The 17,846-nt window shown below is 46.8% G+C and carries 15 protein-coding genes; 12 read left to right on the top strand and 3 right to left on the bottom strand.

From position 1 onward, the window contains the following. Positions 1-43 precede the first annotated feature (43 nt). The 4 genes from SPIGRAPES_RS04260 (at position 44) to SPIGRAPES_RS04245 (ending at position 5,597) form a co-directional block, all read left to right on the top strand. Positions 44-1,573 carry a PucR family transcriptional regulator gene (locus SPIGRAPES_RS04260; protein ID WP_014269538.1) on the top strand — a complete coding sequence of 510 codons (1,530 nt, stop codon included), beginning with the start codon at positions 44-46 and terminating at the stop codon, positions 1,571-1,573. Positions 1,574-1,687: 114 nt separating this feature from the next. Then, positions 1,688-2,953 (top strand): cytosine permease, encoded by a 1,266-nt coding sequence (locus SPIGRAPES_RS04255; protein ID WP_014269537.1) that lies wholly within the window; start codon positions 1,688-1,690, stop codon positions 2,951-2,953. Then, positions 2,953-4,044 carry an S-methyl thiohydantoin desulfurase family protein gene (locus SPIGRAPES_RS04250; protein WP_014269536.1) on the top strand — a complete coding sequence of 364 codons (1,092 nt, stop codon included), beginning with the start codon at positions 2,953-2,955 and terminating at the stop codon, positions 4,042-4,044. Before SPIGRAPES_RS04255 ends, SPIGRAPES_RS04250 begins: the two co-directional genes overlap by 1 nt. Then, positions 4,044-5,597 (top strand): hydantoinase/oxoprolinase N-terminal domain-containing protein, encoded by a 1,554-nt coding sequence (locus tag SPIGRAPES_RS04245; protein WP_014269535.1) that lies wholly within the window; start codon positions 4,044-4,046, stop codon positions 5,595-5,597. The genes SPIGRAPES_RS04250 and SPIGRAPES_RS04245 overlap by 1 nt, the downstream gene beginning before the upstream one ends. Positions 5,598-5,904: 307 nt before the next feature. Here SPIGRAPES_RS04245 and SPIGRAPES_RS04240 read toward each other — a convergent pair whose 3' ends face one another. Continuing rightward, positions 5,905-7,242, bottom strand: coding sequence for a C1 family peptidase (locus tag SPIGRAPES_RS04240; protein WP_014269534.1), 1,338 nt, complete (start codon positions 7,240-7,242; stop codon positions 5,905-5,907). A gap of 171 nt (positions 7,243-7,413) precedes the next feature. Between SPIGRAPES_RS04240 and SPIGRAPES_RS04235 the strand changes: the two genes are divergently transcribed. Further along, entirely contained in the window at positions 7,414-8,001 is a 588-nt protein-coding gene (locus SPIGRAPES_RS04235; protein WP_014269533.1) for a class I SAM-dependent methyltransferase, read from the top strand. Between the two features lie 36 nt (positions 8,002-8,037). Continuing rightward, positions 8,038-8,766 (top strand): HNH endonuclease, encoded by a 729-nt coding sequence (locus SPIGRAPES_RS16445; RefSeq protein WP_014269532.1) that lies wholly within the window; start codon positions 8,038-8,040, stop codon positions 8,764-8,766. Between the two features lie 131 nt (positions 8,767-8,897). On the opposite strand, the gene SPIGRAPES_RS04225 is transcribed toward SPIGRAPES_RS16445, so the two are convergent. After that, complete coding sequence (locus tag SPIGRAPES_RS04225; protein ID WP_014269531.1) at positions 8,898-9,761, bottom strand: competence protein CoiA family protein; 864 nt, start codon at positions 9,759-9,761, stop codon at positions 8,898-8,900. A 313-nt stretch (positions 9,762-10,074) separates the two neighbouring features. Here SPIGRAPES_RS04225 and SPIGRAPES_RS04220 point away from each other — a divergent pair, with 313 nt between their 5' ends. The 3 genes from SPIGRAPES_RS04220 to SPIGRAPES_RS16950 all read left to right on the top strand — a co-directional run bounded on the left by SPIGRAPES_RS04220 (position 10,075) and on the right by SPIGRAPES_RS16950 (position 13,848). Next, positions 10,075-10,467, top strand: a complete 393-nt coding sequence (locus tag SPIGRAPES_RS04220; protein WP_014269530.1) for a (deoxy)nucleoside triphosphate pyrophosphohydrolase — start codon at positions 10,075-10,077, stop codon at positions 10,465-10,467. Between the two features lie 3 nt (positions 10,468-10,470). Beyond that, a complete protein-coding gene (locus tag SPIGRAPES_RS04215) occupies positions 10,471-13,443 on the top strand; it encodes a DEAD/DEAH box helicase (protein ID WP_014269529.1) in 2,973 nt (990 codons plus the stop codon). A gap of 237 nt (positions 13,444-13,680) precedes the next feature. After that, the gene (locus SPIGRAPES_RS16950; RefSeq protein WP_014269528.1) at positions 13,681-13,848 is read left to right on the top strand and encodes a hypothetical protein; all 168 of its coding nucleotides are present in this window, start codon (positions 13,681-13,683) and stop codon (positions 13,846-13,848) included. 6 nt (positions 13,849-13,854) lie between these two features. Here the strand turns inward: SPIGRAPES_RS16950 and SPIGRAPES_RS04210 are convergent, their stop codons facing one another. Next, positions 13,855-15,180, bottom strand: a complete 1,326-nt coding sequence (locus tag SPIGRAPES_RS04210; RefSeq protein ID WP_014269527.1) for a COG3014 family protein — start codon at positions 15,178-15,180, stop codon at positions 13,855-13,857. A 327-nt stretch (positions 15,181-15,507) separates the two neighbouring features. Here SPIGRAPES_RS04210 and SPIGRAPES_RS04205 point away from each other — a divergent pair, with 327 nt between their 5' ends. Genes SPIGRAPES_RS04205 through SPIGRAPES_RS04195 form a run of 3 tightly spaced genes read left to right on the top strand, consistent with a single transcriptional unit; the run spans position 15,508 to position 17,842 of the window. Further along, positions 15,508-16,116, top strand: a complete 609-nt coding sequence (locus tag SPIGRAPES_RS04205) for a penicillin-binding protein activator LpoB (RefSeq protein ID WP_014269526.1) — start codon at positions 15,508-15,510, stop codon at positions 16,114-16,116. A 17-nt stretch (positions 16,117-16,133) separates the two neighbouring features. Then, positions 16,134-17,204, top strand: coding sequence for an LPP20 family lipoprotein (locus SPIGRAPES_RS04200; protein ID WP_014269525.1), 1,071 nt, complete (start codon positions 16,134-16,136; stop codon positions 17,202-17,204). Positions 17,205-17,257: 53 nt separating this feature from the next. Continuing rightward, on the top strand, positions 17,258-17,842 hold the full coding sequence (locus SPIGRAPES_RS04195; RefSeq protein WP_014269524.1) for a hypothetical protein: 585 nt from the start codon (positions 17,258-17,260) through the stop codon (positions 17,840-17,842). Positions 17,843-17,846: the final 4 nt, after the last annotated feature.

Genomic DNA, 17,846 nt, shown 5'->3' with positions numbered 1-17,846 from the left:
CTTTACTCTTTACAAATAATACAACATTGACTAGCGTAGCAACATGAGTGTAAATCTATCCCAGTTATTGGAATTGCCCTGCCTCAAGGATGCCACGGTAGTTGCAGGAAAGAGTGCCTTAGACCGTCCGGTTACTTCCGTGTCTGTCTTGGAATATGCCCAGCCTACGGCTTTGCTCGATGAGTTCTTTGAGAAGAACCGGTTCATCGGCAGCGAGCTTGCCCTGACTTGCTGGTATAACATCCGCCACGATGTCGATGCCCAGTGTAATATTCTCAAGGACCTTGCCTCCTACGGGGAAGTGGGGGTCATCCTGTATTACCTGGGTATTATCGTCAAGGAACTCGACCAAAGGGTTCTCGATGTCGCCAATGCGTACGGAATCGCCCTTATCGTGATGCCCGAGGGCAGTATCAACTACCGCTACAGCGAAGTGATTACCTCCGTCATGGAAGCAGTTATCAAGGACAGGACCGAACAGACCCTGTTCTCCGGCGACTTGTTGAACCAGGTGACCCGCCTTCCCGAGCATCTGAGGACCATGGATACCCTGCTTTCGATGCTCCGCGACCGATTGCATACCAGTTTCATCCTGACTGACCAGAACAACAAGTTGCTCAATGCCGTTGCCTATCCGCTGGCCGCGGAATCTGCGCTTACCCATGCGATGGAAGCCCATCGGTTTCCATCGCTTTGGTGGAAAAACCAAAGCCGGATTACTGCAGGCAAAGGACCTGCAATGTATCTGCATACCATCAACACCGAAGGGAAGGTACTCTCCGAGGAAATTCTCAGGCAGATTGTCGAGGTGGTACAGTTGTTCGTCAACATCTGGAATCCCCAGCATAACCAGTTCATATCAGAGGAAATGATACGGACTATCTTGCGTGACGAACCTATCAAGATGCGTCGTCTTGGCGAACTGTTCCACATCGATGTCGCCGCTTTGCAGGAGATGTGGGTACTCATACCGGACAAAGAAGAAGAAAACAATGCGACCTACAAGGATTCACTTTCCCGCATCCTGAAGGAAAACTATGCAATCTGTGTCTGTGACAACTACGAAAAGCACACAGTAGCCTTCACTGATGGGAAATGTCTGGGGGAGAGAGAATCCATTGCCCAGGAACTGGGTGTGTTACGATGCAAGCTATTTTCAATTCAACATACCCTTACCACCACAGAGGTGAGGCAGGCCTATCTTACCATCCAGGAAACCAAGGAAGCTTGTCGTTCCATATTTCCCTGTAAGCTGTTCTATACTGCCGAAGATATTACCTTTGCAAAGAACTGCCTGCACTGCATCGAGAAGGGCCAGCTCTCCATCGAGCAGCATACCCATTGTCTTCGTCCAATCCAACAAGACAGCGAAAGTCAGAGAACGCTCGCAATTTTGCTGCTCGATTGCCAAGGGAATGTTGCAAAGACTGCCCAGCATCTCAATCTGCATATAAATTCGGTAAAATATCGGGTGCAAAAGCTCAATGCACAGTTCGGTTCCGAGGTTTCAGCTTTTCCCCTGAATGCTTTCCTTGCCTTTGCCATGGCTGTCCAAAGAGTCCTAGGTTCATGATTTTGTCCTTTTAGACAAAAAGTGTCCCTGATTTTGGGATGTACAACCAATGACGTAATCGCTCTCATTTTTTACTATCCTTGCAATACACAATTACTTGCAAGGAGAGAGCATATGAGTGAAATCAACAATGGTTTTGAAGTTTCCGCCTCACAGCGCCAGAGCTGGGGCAGTCTGGCCATGATCTGGATCGGCAGCATGATCTGCGTCCCTTGTCTTATGATCGGAGGCTTCCTCGGGATGGGGTTTACCCTTGGTGGGGTTGTCCTTTGTGTCCTGCTAGGGTATGGGATTGTCTGTACCTACATGTGTTTCATGGGTATGGAAGGTTGTGATACCGGCCTCCCTACCGTTTCGATGGCAGGCTCTGTCCTGGGGGAAAAAGGTGCCCAGTACATTATCAGCTTGATGCTTGCCATAGCCTGTATCGGGTGGTTTGGGATTCAGAGTGCTGTCTGCGGATCGTCCTTCTCCTCAATGGTCGCTTCCATGACTGGAGTATCCATTCCTGTTTGGCTTAGCTCCTTTGTCTGGGGGATTCTGATGCTTCTTACCGCTATGTATGGCTATAAGGCCTTAAAATACCTCAACTATATTGCAGTTCCCGCCTTGCTTTTGGTTATGGCCTATGGCGTGTTTGCCGCTTTTACCAAAAATGACGGAAGTGCCATCATTGCAAATTATCAGCCTGCAGCCCCAATGAGCTTGGTTACCGGAATCAGCCTCACCGTTGCTACCTTCGCCCTTGGCGGGGTTATCAGCGGCGACTACTCACGGTTTGCCAAGAACCGCAAAGACGTAATCAAATCCTCTGTCCTTGGCGTTTTGCCCGTTGGCCTTCTCATGATCCTTATCGGTGCAGTGCTTTCCATTGTAACCGGTCAGTATGACATCTCGGCAGTACTTGCTTCAGTCGGGGTTCCTGCCTTTGGCCTGATCGCTTTGGTACTGGCTACCTGGACAACAAACGTAACCAATGCCTACAGCGGCGGGATTGCAGTGTCCAATCTCTTTGGGGTAGGGGAAAAGAAATTCAAGATTGCCACTGCAATTGCAGGGGGACTTGGGACACTGCTTGCAGCTATTGGCCTCATGAGTAAATTCCAAGCCTTTTTGAGCATTCTCACCGCTTTTATCCCCCCTATCGCCGGCGTCATCATTGCTTCCTATTGGATCCTCGGCAAAGGGAAGAAAGAGAACGTGGTAATCAAAAAAGGCTTTGCCCTTGATGGGATCATCTCGTTTGTTCTTGGTGCTGTCGTTGCCTACATCACCGGCAATATTGCCGTGTTTTTCATCGGGCCTATCAATGGCATCGTAGTTTCCATGGTCAGTTATATCATCCTCCACAGGATATTCGAAAAGAAGAAGGAAAAATAATGAGAACGATCGGATTGAAAGAAATCGAAGACATCGCTCTCGGCGCCTCGTTGCTAGGTGCCGGGGGTGGCGGCGATCCCTATATTGGAAAACTCATGGCCATGGGTGCCATCAAGGAATTTGGACCGGTAACCTTACTCGATCCTGAGGAAATACCGGATGACGCCCTTATCGTCCCCATGGCAATGATGGGGGCCCCTACTGTTTTGGCTGAGAAAGCGGCCAATGGTAGGGAGGCAAAAGCCCTATATGATTTGGTAAGCAAATATTTTGGCAAGGAGGTCTACGCCTTCATGCCAATGGAAGCCGGCGGCTTCAACAGTATGTTCCCCATTGTCTGTGCGGCGTCACTTGGCCTTCCCTTGGTCGATGTCGACGGCATGGGGCGTGCGTTTCCCGAGTTGCAAATGGTCACCTTTACCATCGGCGGGGTCAGTGCTTCCCCCATGGCCCTTACTGACGAGAAGGGAAACGCTGTAATTTTCGAGACCGTTTCCAACAAATGGACAGAGGAACTGGCCCGCTCCGTTACCATGAGCTGTGGTGGTTCGGTTGCAGTTGCCCTCTATCCTATGGATGGCAAGACAGTCAAAGCATATGGGGTAAAGAATATTGTAAGCAGGTCAGAGACCTTGGGGAAAGCTATCCGCAATGTCAAGGAAAGTGGTGATAAGACCCCTGAGCAAAGCTTCTTGGAGTTTACCGGTGGCTATCGCCTGTTCAAGGGAAAGATCAGCGATGTGCTTCGTGAGACCCGGGGTGCTTTCAATTTTGGAACCGTGGTGCTCGATGGAATTGCTGACTGCAAGGGCAAACAGGCCAAGGTAGAGTTCCAGAACGAAAACCTGACCTGTACGGTAGAAAACACTATTGTGGCAACCGTTCCCGACCTTATCTGTCTTGTCGATACCGAGACCTTCTTGCCGGTTACCACCGATGCCCTTAAGTATGGCAAACGGGTTCTGGTTGTAGGGCTTCCCTGTTTTGAAATGTGGCGCAGTGAAAAGGGCTTGGAATTGGTAGGCCCCCGGTACTTTGGTTGCGACACTGACTATATTCCGCTTGAAGAGCGCTGCCAGGAGGTGAAGTAATGCACTATCGTCTGGGAATCGATGTCGGGGGAACAAATACCGACGCAGTCTTGATTGACGAAAACCTCAAGGTGGTTGCCGATATCAAGCAACCTACGAGCGCTGATATCTCCAGCGGAATCCTTGAGGCTTTGCGTGCAATTCTCTCTGTCTCCAAGATTGACAGGACGCTCATAACAAAAGCAATGTTGGGAACCACCCAATGTACCAATGCCATTGTCGAGCGCAAGCATCTCTCAAAGATAGGAATACTGAGAATCGGGGCCCCTGCCTCTGTTGCCATTCCTCCGATGATTGACTGGGCAGAGGCTTTGCAGGAAGTCTCTCTGGCAACGGCCATCGTTGGTGGTGGCTATGAGTATGATGGCAAGGAGATTGCCCCGTTTGACAAAGAAGGTGCACGGTCTTTTTTTGCCAGTCTCAAAGGAAAGGTTGAGGCAGTAGCGATAAGCTGTGTTTTTGGTTGTGTACGCAATGAACAGGAAAAAGAGGCAGCTCTGCTTTGCCATGAGGTAATGGGCGATGATATCCATGTATCCATCTCCAGCGAGATCGGTTCGATGGGTCTTGTCGAGCGGGAAAACGCTACCATTCTCAATGCAGCTTTGCACAAGGTTGCAAAGACCTTTACCGAGGGATTCGATGCCTCTCTGAAGCAAGAGGGGCTGGTGAATGCAGAGCTCTACCTGTCACAGAACGACGGTACTCTTATGACAGTGGAACATGCACGCCGTTACCCGATCCTTACGATTGCCTGTGGCCCGACGAACAGTATCAGGGGAGCAGACTACCTGTGTTCAATCAAGGAATCGGTGGTAATCGACGTCGGTGGCACCACCACCGATATCGGGGTTATCCAGAATGGATTTCCCCGGGAGAGCGGGGTGGCTGTTTCCATCGGGGGAGTGCGGACCAATTTCCGTATGCCTGATGTCATTTCCATCGGTCTTGGCGGAGGTTCTATTGTACGGCAGTACGAAGATGGCAGTGTGACAGTAGGTCCAGACAGCGTAGGATACCAAATAGCAGAAAAAGCCCTGATCTTTGGTGGCGATGTGCTCACCGCTACCGATTTGGCAGTTGCTGCCAAGATGGTTACCCTTGGCGATCCTTCCAAGGTAGCCCATTTGAGTGCAGAGTTGGTCCGAAAGGGTATGGAAACCATTCAGGCAATGGTCGAGGACAATCTGGATGCAATCAAGATTTCGTCAGAGCCGATGGATGTCATCCTTGTCGGTGGTGGTTCTATTATCATCCCGAAGGACCTGGTAGGAGCCAAGAGCGTGCAGACTCCCAATCATTTCGGGACTGCCAATGCAATCGGGTCTGCCATTTCCAAAGTCAGCGGTACCTATGAGAAGCTTGTTTCCTTTGACAAGATTCCCCGCGCCCAGGCCTTGGAACTTGCAAAGAACGAGGCAATTGCCTTGGCCGTAGCAAGTGGGGCACAAAAAGAGACTGTTGAGATTATCGATGTGGAGGATGTTCCTCTTGCTTACTACCCTGGAAATACCAGCAGGGTGAAGATCAAGGCGGCGGGTGAGTTGGCCTGAAGAAATGCTTGCCTATTAAGGATTACTTCATAAAAATACTTGCAAGATTGCTACAATCCATACAGGGACAAGAGAAAATGTAACCAAAGGGTATTGTGTTTTGATTTCCCTAGTATCTAGAAATTGATAAGGTATCCCCCCAGACATGAATTATACTTGCATTGCTGCACTTCGTTTGGGGGGCTTTGCGATGCAGGGAAAGGGGGGCTCGAACCGAAAGGTTTTTAATTTCTTTTCCCAGTCAAGAAAAAGCTCCTGTTTCCAGAAGGAAGGCAGGAGCTTTGCATATTTTTTATGATTTCTATTCTTACAGTGCGAGGCTGCCCATGGGGTCCCAGGGCTTGAGAACAATGGGTTTCTGTTTCAACAGGGCCCGTTGTTCTTCGTTCAGGTATTTGATGTCTACAACGATCTGGTAGGTGAATTCATTGAACCAGTCATCGCTCATGACAAAGAATCCTTTTTCCCCATGTTCATCGCCCCAGCTATTCTCGACTCGCCAACGGTTCGGCTTGCCTGAATCGTCGAGATTCACGCCGGTGAGGACCATGGCATGGGTCATCAGACTCTCACCATAATCGAGACGCTGGGCCTTATCCATCAAGAAGGAAGTGGAGAACAGTCCTTCCAGATCATAGGTGTTCAGGGCCATCATCCCGCTTTTCCCGTCCGAGCTCTGTCCCACATCGCTACCGAACCAGACGGCTTTGCCGTCCTGCATCTGCGCTATTGCCGCCTTCTTCAATTCTTCGATGGGAAGATTTAGATAACAAACCGGTTTTCCCCCACGTACATTGCCAAGATATTGCACGGTATAGGTTTTCCCATAGGGTTTGTCATCAGTAGGTGCATTGATCAGACTTACATAGTGATCGAGGTCCATAGAAACATAGTCCCTATAGAAATCCTGGGGAGTGATATCTGAGATTCGGATGAACTTGCCATCCTTGTCTCGTGTTTCATAGGTAAATTTCTTGGGTGAAATGCCAATCGAGATGCAAAGCATGTCGTAGATGGAGGTTAGCTGTGTTTCTTTCAATGCCCGAAGATTCTCAAGGCTTTTCCCCTCTTTGTTGCCCTCTCTCAGGGCACAGGCGAATTGGCGAAGTTTCAACGTAAGGAGTTTGTCCATTGTCTTGGTTTCTGAGGATGCTTTGCTCTCTGGCATCATTTCCTTGGGAACCACCCCATATTTGCGTATCAGGTTGGAGAACATATCCCACTGGCCGCCATCGCCAAGGGGGTCTTTGAGTAAGTAACTCACGACCCTGCCTTCCAGCGGTTCATCCAAGGTTTCGATGATGTTCTCAAGAAAATGGTTCGACTTTTCCAGCTTGTCCCAGAACAAGGGATAGGCCTGGGAAAGTTCCATGTTTTTGAGGTTGAGCTTTTCCATGACTTCGAGGCGCATTACATTGAGCGCTGCGAACATCCAGCACCGACCCGACTTTTTCTGGTCGGTGATATCTCCGGCTTCTATGGTAATCGAGAAGGAGTGGCGGTTTTCAACCACTGCCTCTACTGTCTTGCAACTTTCAAGGATTCCATTGGCTAGTGTGGCATGCATTGCCACCCTGTTTTTTTTGTCTGCGCCAAAGCTTTCTTCAAAGGTTTGGAGCGTAGCATGATCTATTGTTTCTTTCATTTGGTACCTTCTGTTCTAAAGGTAGCTATTTCAGCATTGCATGGCTACTGTTTTACGTGACCCCCCTAAAAACAAGTATTGTATGATTTGGTGCCCAATTCCTAGGGAAGGTTTTTAGTTGCCCTGTCTCTTGCAATCAGTGTTATACTGCATGCCTTGGAGGAAAATGCCATGGGTGACTCTGTTTCCTACTATGATAAAAACAAAGAACAGTTCATACAGTCGACGGTTGCCGTCGATATGAAAGACCAATATCGCTTGTTCCTTTCCCATCTGCCTCGGATGGCGAGCATTCTTGATGCCGGGTGCGGCAGTGGTCGTGACAGTCTTGCTTTCAAGCAAATGGGATACCAGGTCGAGGCTTTTGACCTATCGCAGTCCATGGTGGAAGCAACAAGGGAATTGGTTTCGATTCCTGTACGGCAAATGGGTTTTGAATCGCTTGATTACGAAGAACGTTTCGATGGCATCTGGGCAAGCGCTTCGCTTTTACATGTTCGGCGAGAAGACATGAAAGATGTTTTTGGCCGTCTTTCCAAAGCTTTGAAAGACGAAGGAATCCTATATTGTTCTTTCAAGGAAAGGGAAGAGGATTTTACCAAAGACGGCAGGACCTTTACCTGTTATACCCCTGATTCCTTCCAAGCCTTTATCAGCGAACAAGGTCAGTTCAAGCTGCTGGAAATCCTGCAGACTACTGACCAGAGACCAGACAGGGCAGGGGAGAAGTGGATCAATGCGGTGTTGAGGAAGTGGTAGGTTTAGCATTTTCTGGTAAAGATTGAGGGATATGGTATGCAACAGGAATACTTTGGGTTGTATTTGAAGAATGTTAAAAAAGTAAGTGAAGCTACGATTGATCATTACTTTCGATCCCTGCGTAAAATAACAGCAATCTTGAGAGATATGGGGTATCCACAGATCGAGAGCCTGTACGATATCGACTCCTATTCGCAGTTGTTGGAAATCAAGCAGGCTTTAACCGAAAACCCTATATTTGTTACCCTAAATGATAAGGGCCACAGAATGTATAGTTCGGGTTTTGTTAGTTATATGGAATTTGCCGAGGGAAAGGATTTCTTGATTCATCCCTCTTCGCTTTCACTCATCGATTGCCCCTGTCCTGTCAAACAGCCAACGATAGCTAAACAAACGGTTTTGCAAAGCAGGGACAGGATTATGGTCAGGCAGGTATTCCAGGCCTCGGATTATCATTGTGAGATAGATGGAGGACATCAAACATTCATTTCCCAGTCATTACATAGGCAATATGTTGAGGGGCATCATCTCATTCCGCTTGCAGTCCAGAATGAAATTGATACTAGTCTGGATGTCTACGCCAATATCCTAGCCCTTTGTCCCACCTGCCACCGGTTTCTGCATTTCGGTCTGAAAGATGAAAAGAAAAAGGTGCTTGAGCATATCTTTGAGTGCAGGCAAGACAGGCTCAATGACTCAGGGATCAAGTTGGGGAGAAAAGAATTTTTAGAGCTGGTAGAACCAAGCAGAGCATATGCGGGATAAATTTTACAGAACTTCAACTATTATACACATGATTTATTTGTTTCTGGATTATAAGTTACTATAATCAGACTGTTGGATAGTGGTTTTATTATGAGGCCCTTTTCAAGGTAATAAACAGTGCACAACTCCCATTAGAAATTAAATTCTCGTGGCTCTTGTTGATAATGTTCTATTTGAACAGAATGACAATGTGGACACGTATTTGCAAGGTAGCTGGAGCCAGTAAAGTCTGAATACTTTTCAACTAACGTTGAAGGTCGTGAAATACAATTCTGAGAGGCAGCCAACCCTTCTTTTTGCCGGATCGGCCATAAGAACACCAAGATAGTATGATTGCAATTCCAACAACGAATAGTTCGAAATTGAAAGTTGTTTTTCTTTAACTCTATCCCATATGTTTGTTTGGCAAGAATAGATTTCGTCTTTATACAGGAAGTACATATGTTTTTATTGAAATGATCATTTATTGGTTGCCAGATATAAGGATTTTTTACAATTTCATTTGGGTCCACCACAATGTAAGGCAAATTTATTGGCAGATTTTTTAATTTCGAAGGATTTGGGTTAAAATCAATAAAGATCAATGCTACTGGAATGTCCTTGGACTTTAGAACTAAATCTGCAGAAGCTCCATCAGACAGGGGGAAATCAGAATCAATCGCATCTACCTTGTCAGAAAGGTTTTGGAAAGACCATTTCTGACATATCCCACACCGCCGTAGGAATTGCGGTTTTTCCCCTGTAGAGTTTTTCCAGTCAGAAAATACCTCAACCATCTTATACTGTGCAACTATTTTCCTGATCCTCTCAAGTGTACACTGTACATTTTTTTTATGTGCAAAATGCGGAACCCTAATTTTTCCTTTCCTGAAAATAACCGATTCTTTGCAAAGAGGACATCGATAATGTTCACCCCTTTCTGCAGTATCAGGGGTTTTTATCAAATTATTTCTGTCTAAAGCCCATTTTATGAGGAGCCCGTATTGCTTAGCCATGTTTTGAATAATATCGGCTAATAGTATATATTTCCACTAGAATCAACATTGTTTATAAACTATTATGGTTAGAATCACCGTAATAATTAATGAAAATAGTAAACTTTTTATTAAAGCGACCATTTTGGGCTGATTTGTTACAGGTACCTGTAATCAGTAATTGTGTAATAGGGGTTTTCTCAATCCAAATGATAGCGGAAAACACATTGGGCTAATGGAAACCTGACAGGAAAGCAACTGGAAAGTAACTTTGTTTTCTCCTGGACCAATTTCATCACTGCTGCTACGATGATCTGCAAGGGGTTGTATTGCCATGAAACATGTTACGGTCGCTGCTGCCATCTTGATCAAGGATGGGAAAGTCTTTTCTGCCCAGCGCAAGGATTTCGGGGAAATGGCCAAACGTTGGGAATTCCCCGGTGGCAAGCTGGAAGAAGGGGAGTCAGGCGAAGCAGCAATAGTAAGGGAAATTAAGGAAGAACTCGATACCGATATCAGGGTAATCAAATACCTGTCTACGGTCGAGTACCAATATAAAACATTTTCCATCACGATGAGCGGCTACCTTTGTGAAATCCTTGCAGGCGATTTAGTCCTGTCCGAACACCTTTGCGCAAAGTGGCTTGGCAAAGATGAATTGTACTCTGTTCCCTGGGCCGATGCCGATATCCCCCTCGTTCAGGCAATAGAAGGGATGTTGGTGTAGGATATGGAAACCAACCAAGTACGAAAACAACTTCCCCAAAATCTTCATTCGGGTTTTATCGATGCCTCAGTCCCTAGTTCGGGCAACTACGGGCCACATCTGGTTCTCAACGATCCTCCCCGCACTAAAGTGCTTGCCACCCTCTTGCAAGAACTCGACCAATGTACCAGTTTTGTTTTCTCCGTTGCCTTCATCACCTCAGGTGGCCTTGCCATGATTTTCCAATCTTTGTGTGATGCCCAGAAAAGAGGAGTGAAGGGAAAAATCCTTACTTCTGATTATCTTAATTTTACAGATCCTAAGGCGATACGTGACTTGTGGAAGAAATTTCCGAATATCGAAGTCAGAGTCTATTCGGGCAAACCCTTCCACACGAAGGGATATCTTTTCTACCATGGAGAGGAAGAGTATGCTTCTATGGTTATCGGAAGTTCCAACCTTACCCAGGAAGCATTGGCGACCAATCGGGAATGGAATGTTCGCCTGGTTTCCCTGCAACAAGGGGATTTGCTGGTAAAAACCCAGGAGGAATTCAATAATGCCTGGAGTTTATCCGTACCAGTAAGCGAGGCGTGGCTCACGCACTATGAAAAACTGTATAAAAATGTACATGTGCACACTCCCTATGTTCCTGTTTTTGCAGATGATTTTCTTCCTGGTGAAGAAGCCGATATCAACGGTATTACCCCCAATTCAATGCAGAGTGAAGCCTTGAAGTCGCTTGCTTCACTCCGGGCGAAAGGAAAAACCAAGGCCCTGCTCATCTCTGCCACCGGCACCGGCAAAACCTTTCTCTGTGCCTTTGATGTCAAAGCCTATCGCCCCGGTCGATTCCTCTATATCGTCCACAGGGAGCAGATAGCCAGTGAATCGATGAAGAGTTTCAAGCAGATAGTTGGAACCGATGCGTCTTATGGCTTTTTGGGAGGAGGGGAGAGTGAGAGGGACTGCCATTATGTCTTTTCCATGATCCAGACGCTCAGTAAAGATGAAGTCTTGCACTCGTTTCCTCCAGGTTGGTTTGACTATATTGTGGTCGACGAAGTGCATCGTTCCGGTGGCCAGTCTTACCAGAAGGTCCTCGATTATTTTAAACCCAAATTCCTGCTTGGCATGACGGCAACCCCTGAACGCACCGATGGCTTTGACATTTATGCTTTGTTTGACAACACCATTGCCTATGAGATCAGGTTGAACCAAGCACTTGAGGCTGATCTGCTCTGTCCGTTTCATTATTTCGGTATCTCAGACCTTACCATAGAGGGGAAACCCTTCGAAGACTTCTCGACTTTCTCCCGTCTTGAGATGGATGAATGGGTAAAAAGAGTCCAGCAGACTATCGACAGATACAGTATAGGTTTGAAACGACGACGGGGGTTGATCTTCTGTAGTCGAAACGATGATGCTGTCATCCTTTCTGAAAAACTCAATATTTTGGGGTTCAGAACCCTTGCACTCAGTGGAAAGGACGATATTGAAAGCAGGAATGATGCTTTCAGGAGACTGGAAATCGAAGATGGGCCTGAAAGCCTCGAATACCTTATTGCGGTGGATATATTCAATGAAGGCATTGATATTCCTTCCTTGAATCAAGTAATTCTGCTTCGTCCGACCGAGTCTGCAATTATCTTCGTCCAACAGATCGGGCGTGGACTGCGCAAATGCAAGGGCAAGGAATTTCTGACCATCATCGACATCATCGGCAACTATACCAATAACTATATGATACCCATCGCCCTCTATGGCGATTCCTCCTATAAAAAAGATTCCCTGCGCAAAGTAATGGGTAGTGGAAGTCTTCCTTTAAGTGGGGTTTCCACTGTCAGTTTCGACCGTATAGCAAAGGAGAGGATTTACCACGCTATCAACGGAGCATCGTTCTCCTCACTGAAATTTCTGAAAGAAGAATATTGTAAAGTCAGGGCGAAACTTGGTGTTGTTCCCTCTTTGGTGGATTTTGTCCGCCTCGATTCCATTTCGCCGCTTCTGTTTATAGAAAACTGCAAGAACTATGCAGTTTTCAAAATGAAAGTCGAATCTGATTGGAAGCCTCAGCTTTCGACGTTGCATGTGCAAAGCCTCACTTTTTTCTCGAAAGTCATATGCCCTGGGCTCCGTCCTTATGAGTCAATCGTGATTTCACTGTTCCTCAAGGGCAATAGTGAAATTACCCTTGCTTTGATTACCCAAGAGGTGGAGAAAAACTATGGGTTTAAACCAAATACAGCAAAGCTTCTCTCTGCTCTTTCGGTATTGGGGAATGGATTCTTCCAGGAAGCTACAAGAAACGGATTTGGCCAAATAGCGTATTGTTCTGTCTCAGGCGAATGTGTACGACCAACCGAGACCTTTCTCAATCTGTTACACGATAATGACTACAAAAAAGAACTGGAAGATATACTGTTGCTCGGAGACTATGAGTACCTGCATTCCAATCCGGTGAACAGGGATTCCAACGATCTGGTACCTTACAACAAATATACCAGACAGGATGTCTGTCGCCTCCTTGGATGGGAGAAGGATGAAAGCTCAACTATCTATGGCTATAAATTGCATTACCCGACCATGACTTGCCCGATTTTCGTTACCTATGACAAGGACAGTGAATCCATTGATCCCGGTATTGATTATCAGGATAAGTTCATTTCCCCGTCTGAGTTTGCCTGGGAGACCCGCAATCAGGTCCATCTTGATTCCAAGGAACCGAAGGCAATTCGAGGGGAAGACCCTGCTGGTCCCTTCAAGTCCCTGTTGTTTGTCAAAAAGAGCGATGATGAGGGGACTGCCTTCTATTACCTGGGGGAAATGGATTTCCTCTCCAACTTTGAGACAATAAAACACAATAAGAAGGGCCAAACACTGAGTGTTGTCGCAATGCGCTTTGCAATGAAGCAGCGTGTATCCGATGCATTATATGACTACCTTTGCGATGGAAGTATTTCCCCGTCCCCCCAGATAGCAGAATTTTGTAGTTAGCATAATCCTGCCCAAAATTATTTACAGGGAAACCTCTTGACGATTTGCCTTCTTGGTATGAATGTATGGGTATGGACAAAGTAATGGCGAATACTGTTTTTAAACGTGTCATACATACTGGTTTGTTCAGAAATCAACTACCTGAGGGCGACTCATGCCTAAAGAAAATCCAAAACAGCTTTTTTACCTCATCCAATCAATATAGTCCCTGTCTTTTTTGACAGGAAGGAGCGAGCAATGAAAAAAGACATTCGTGAAACTATCAGAAAATCCTACGATTATGAAGAAGACCCTGATTGGAGGAAGCGGGATACGGTTCCTCATAACCATAAACCGGAAGAGAAACGTCCCAAATATCCAGAAGCGATCGATGACAAGTTCCAAGACTCCCTTGATGACGACTGATATACCTTACAGGGGGCACACAGCCTCTGCGAGGTTTGTCTTGGTATCTGAAACAAGGAAATTGGGGATTACTTGGGAATAAAGCGTTTTCCCGATATTGTTCAGGAACTCGACCTTGATAGTATAGGTTCCCGGATCTATTGTTATTCCCCCTGCCCAGGCAGTGGAAGGGAGGAAGTGCGAGGAACGTACGTCTGCAGTCTCTGAAATATCGCGGGCAATCTTGAAAACCAACCCCAAAAGCTCACTTGCAATGCTTTTTTGCGTGTTTGATTGCCGGGCAGCCTCCTCGGTAGCACTGTCGTACACTGCAATCCCGAGGGATTTGATCATCGAGCGGGTAATTGCCTTCAGACGGGTAACTGCGGATTTTGCCTTGAACGTCTCGATGGCAATTGCATTGATACTCTCGATCTTTTCCAGGCGAAAAGAAGTTTGGTCATTGAGCGTTACCTTGATAGCTTTGACATCGGAGCGGCGGGCAACCAATACTGGATAGGCAATCTTCGCATAGTTGTACCTGGAAACATAAATCGATTCTACGAACTCCTTCTTCTCGGGCGCAAGCCCATTGAAAGCGACAAGGTTCAGTCGAGCCTTGCCTTTCTCAATATCTTTATCTTCCTCGCTGAGGGAAGAAGGGAGTGGAAAGGGATAGAGTTCACGCTGTGTCTGGAACGATTTGGTGACTTGGCCCAGAGAATAGTCGAAGGTATTTGTGTCCTTGTTTCCCCGCGCAATTACCATAGCAAGGTAATTGGCCAGTGCAGAGGAAGAAAAACTCGTGGAATAGGTGTCTGACCCTACAGAATCGATGCCTTGTTCGTTTGCATAGCTGGAAACTCTTCTTGCCTGCACTTCATACTTCGATTTCAGCAAAGCCTGCTTCTCAATCGAGCGCCTCAGCTCGACCAGAGCATCCTCATCCTTGCCCATCTGATTATAATTCAAGGCTTTGAAGACATTGATATAGATATCCTCGTAATCTTCCCCCGGATATTCCTTGGTGTTGTCGTTTACGATAAACGAAGCAATGTTTGCCGTAATGCTCTGGGTATATTTGTCCTGGATTTCTCGCTCCGAAACAGAAAGCATCGAATTCGAGAGCTCCCAGTTGCCATCCATGTGGGAAAGCATACCACCATCGAGATTCAAAATCAGGGCACCCTGCTGGCTCAAGATTATATCCTGTTTCGCCATCAGGCTGTGGTAGGCATTGCTGAAATCACCCTCCCTGTACAACCGCTGGGTGCTTGATAAATCAATAACCGAGGAGCAACTGACCAGGATCAATGAGAGGATACAGAAACAAGCACATAATAGTTTTTTCATGGGTAGTAACTTTCCTCTGCCTTTATATTGCTACGGTATGAAAAAAATGTATCATTAATGGAGGCGCCTTGCAATCAAAAATCGAAACAGGTTACCCTAATAGGGTAAAAAGCTGTACTTATCGTGTCATAATAAAACTTTCAGTTGTGCTGTTTCTGTCTTCGGTTTATTATGAATTGTTGTTGTTTTCTTGCAGATACTTCACGTGGAACTGCTTTTTGGAATTTGCTTGTTGCCTTTTTGTACTCCTGTAAGTTTTTCTGTTACCTTTTGGGACTTGCAGCTATATAAGAGAATAGAACCATTACGAAATGTAGGGGGATTTACATGAAACATTTTACAAAACCTTGCCTCATCATCCTGGTGCTTTTGGCCCTGCTGGTTTCCTGCCAATCGACCGTCTCTGTCGACCGTTTATCCTCAGATACCAACATCGATCTCAGCGGTGGATGGAACGATACTGATATCCGCATTGTTGCAGAGGCCCTTGTCTCTGATAGCCTCCGCTCGCCCTGGATAAACCAGTTCCGCATGAAAAACGGGAAGAACCCGGTTGTAATAGTCGGATCAATCATAAACCGCAGCAGCGAACACATCGACACTTCGATCATTGCCAAACGGTTCGAGATCGAACTCATCAACACCGGAAAAGTCGACATGGTTGCAGACATAGCCTTCCGTGCCACCGTTCGTGACGAACGCGAAGAACAGCAATACTTTGCAAGCGAAGAGACAGCCAAGGCACTTGGCAAGGAAATCGGCGCAGACTATCTGCTGCAGGGCTCAGTCAGGACCAACCTCGACCAGATTTCAGGCAAATCGGTGCGTACCTACTATGTCTCTGCCGAGTTGATTGACATCGAAACGAACAGGAAGGTCTGGGTTGGCGAAGAAACCGTCAAAAAACTGATTCAGCAGAGCAAATACAAGTTCTAGTTCCTTTTGGAGGATGCATGAAAAAACAGAATCTTTCAGGGAAACTACTGATTCTCTGTATATGTGTGGCAACAGTTTGCAGTATGAGTGGTTGTACTTCGATGCAAGAGACAGGGAGGGAACCGTCCTGGATTAACCAGTTGTACGACCGGAAGTACAACGAAGATACCTATCTTTGTGCAGTAGGCTCAGGTTCCTCGAGGGAAAAAGCAGTTGATGCAGCCTTTTCCTCGCTCTCGCAGGTTTTCAACTCAAAAGTAAGGTCGGTAACAACCGTATCCTCGCTCTCCACTGCAGCTACCGATGCGTTTGGCAGCGTAACCTTCACCGATTCCTCCCAGATGCTTGACCAAGGTACTGTTTCCTCTTCCACCGATAAAATTATCGGTGCAGAGGTGGTGAATACCTATATCGATGAGAATGCGAGGATCTATGTGCGGGTTGCCCTCCATCGGAGCCGGACTGCTGATCTCTACAAGAACGAAATAGGGGAGCTTTCCTCTTCGATCAACCAACTGAAACTGCAGTCACAGACCTCTGCTGATCCTCTTTCAGCCTATTTTATACTTCGAAAAGCCTATGGCCTTGCCCAGCGGCAACAGGCTCTTATAGACCAAGTCGAGGTACTCAGCAAGAAAAAGCAAACCGCAGCATTGCCATCCCTTGAACGACAGCTCACCACGTTGGCTTCCTCGATACAAGTCGGGGTCAAGGTAACCGTATTGTCAAGCGTAGAACCCATGAAGGTTACTGCAGCAGAATCCCTGCGTTCAGCCTTTGCCCAGAGCCTGCAGTCCCTGGGCTTCAAGGTGGTTTCCGATGAAAAACTGGCAACAGCGAGTTTGGACATCCTGTATACCTTGGAACCAGTAAACCTTGCGGGAAGCCCCTACGAGTATGCCCGCTATGAACTGACAGCCCAGCTGAAAGAGCACGATAGGCTCCTCCTTTCCTACCACAAATCAGACAGGCAGGCAGCCTTGTCTAGCAAAGATGCCCTTGCAAAGGCCTTGAGACAGGCTAGCGGGGATTCGGTACAAGGCTTTGTAAACCAAATGGAACAGGAATTCGGTAGTGTAGAGGATTAAGTGTATTTCTATGTTTCCCAAAATACAGAATTAAAACTTTGGAGGTTTTTAAAATGAAAAAAGGTATTGTGTTGTTTGCCTCGATTCTCATGGTCCTGGCTTTAAGTGGCTGTACTACTTCCCGCAAGGCTTCTCCTGAGGCTTCAGTAAAAGTCCCCCAGATCATCGGGGCCGATGGCATCCCTCAGCCAGACTGGGTGTATAAGACAGTATCGAAACAGGATATGCACTATGAATCAGGCTATGGCAAGATGAGTGACAAGCAGATTTCGATCAAGCGTGCCACCGTAGAGGCCAAGAACAAGATTGCCGAATGGGTAAGCACCACCGTCAAGGAAGTCGTGATCACCTATGTCAACGATGCAGGAAGCGGGAATGACCGCCAGGCAATGGATGCCATGGAAAGCATAAGCCAGCAGGTAGCCGAGGCTACACTTGCAGGGGTTACTACCGAACAGATGTGGGTCGATGCCGAAGGCGGAGTATGGGTTCTCTGTTCAATTCCCCTTGCCAATATCCAAAAGAGCTTTGAACCGGCAGCAGAGGCCGTTGCAGAGGCTTTCGCTGAAAGCGATGCAGCAGCTGCGGCAAATGCAAAAATGAAAGACGCCTTTGCCAACCTACTGAAAACTAAATAAACAG

Source organism: Sphaerochaeta pleomorpha str. Grapes (assembly GCF_000236685.1).
In the GTDB taxonomy this organism is placed as follows: Bacteria; Spirochaetota; Spirochaetia; order Sphaerochaetales; family Sphaerochaetaceae; genus Sphaerochaeta; species Sphaerochaeta pleomorpha.
This window is presented reverse-complemented; position numbering and strand designations above follow the sequence as displayed.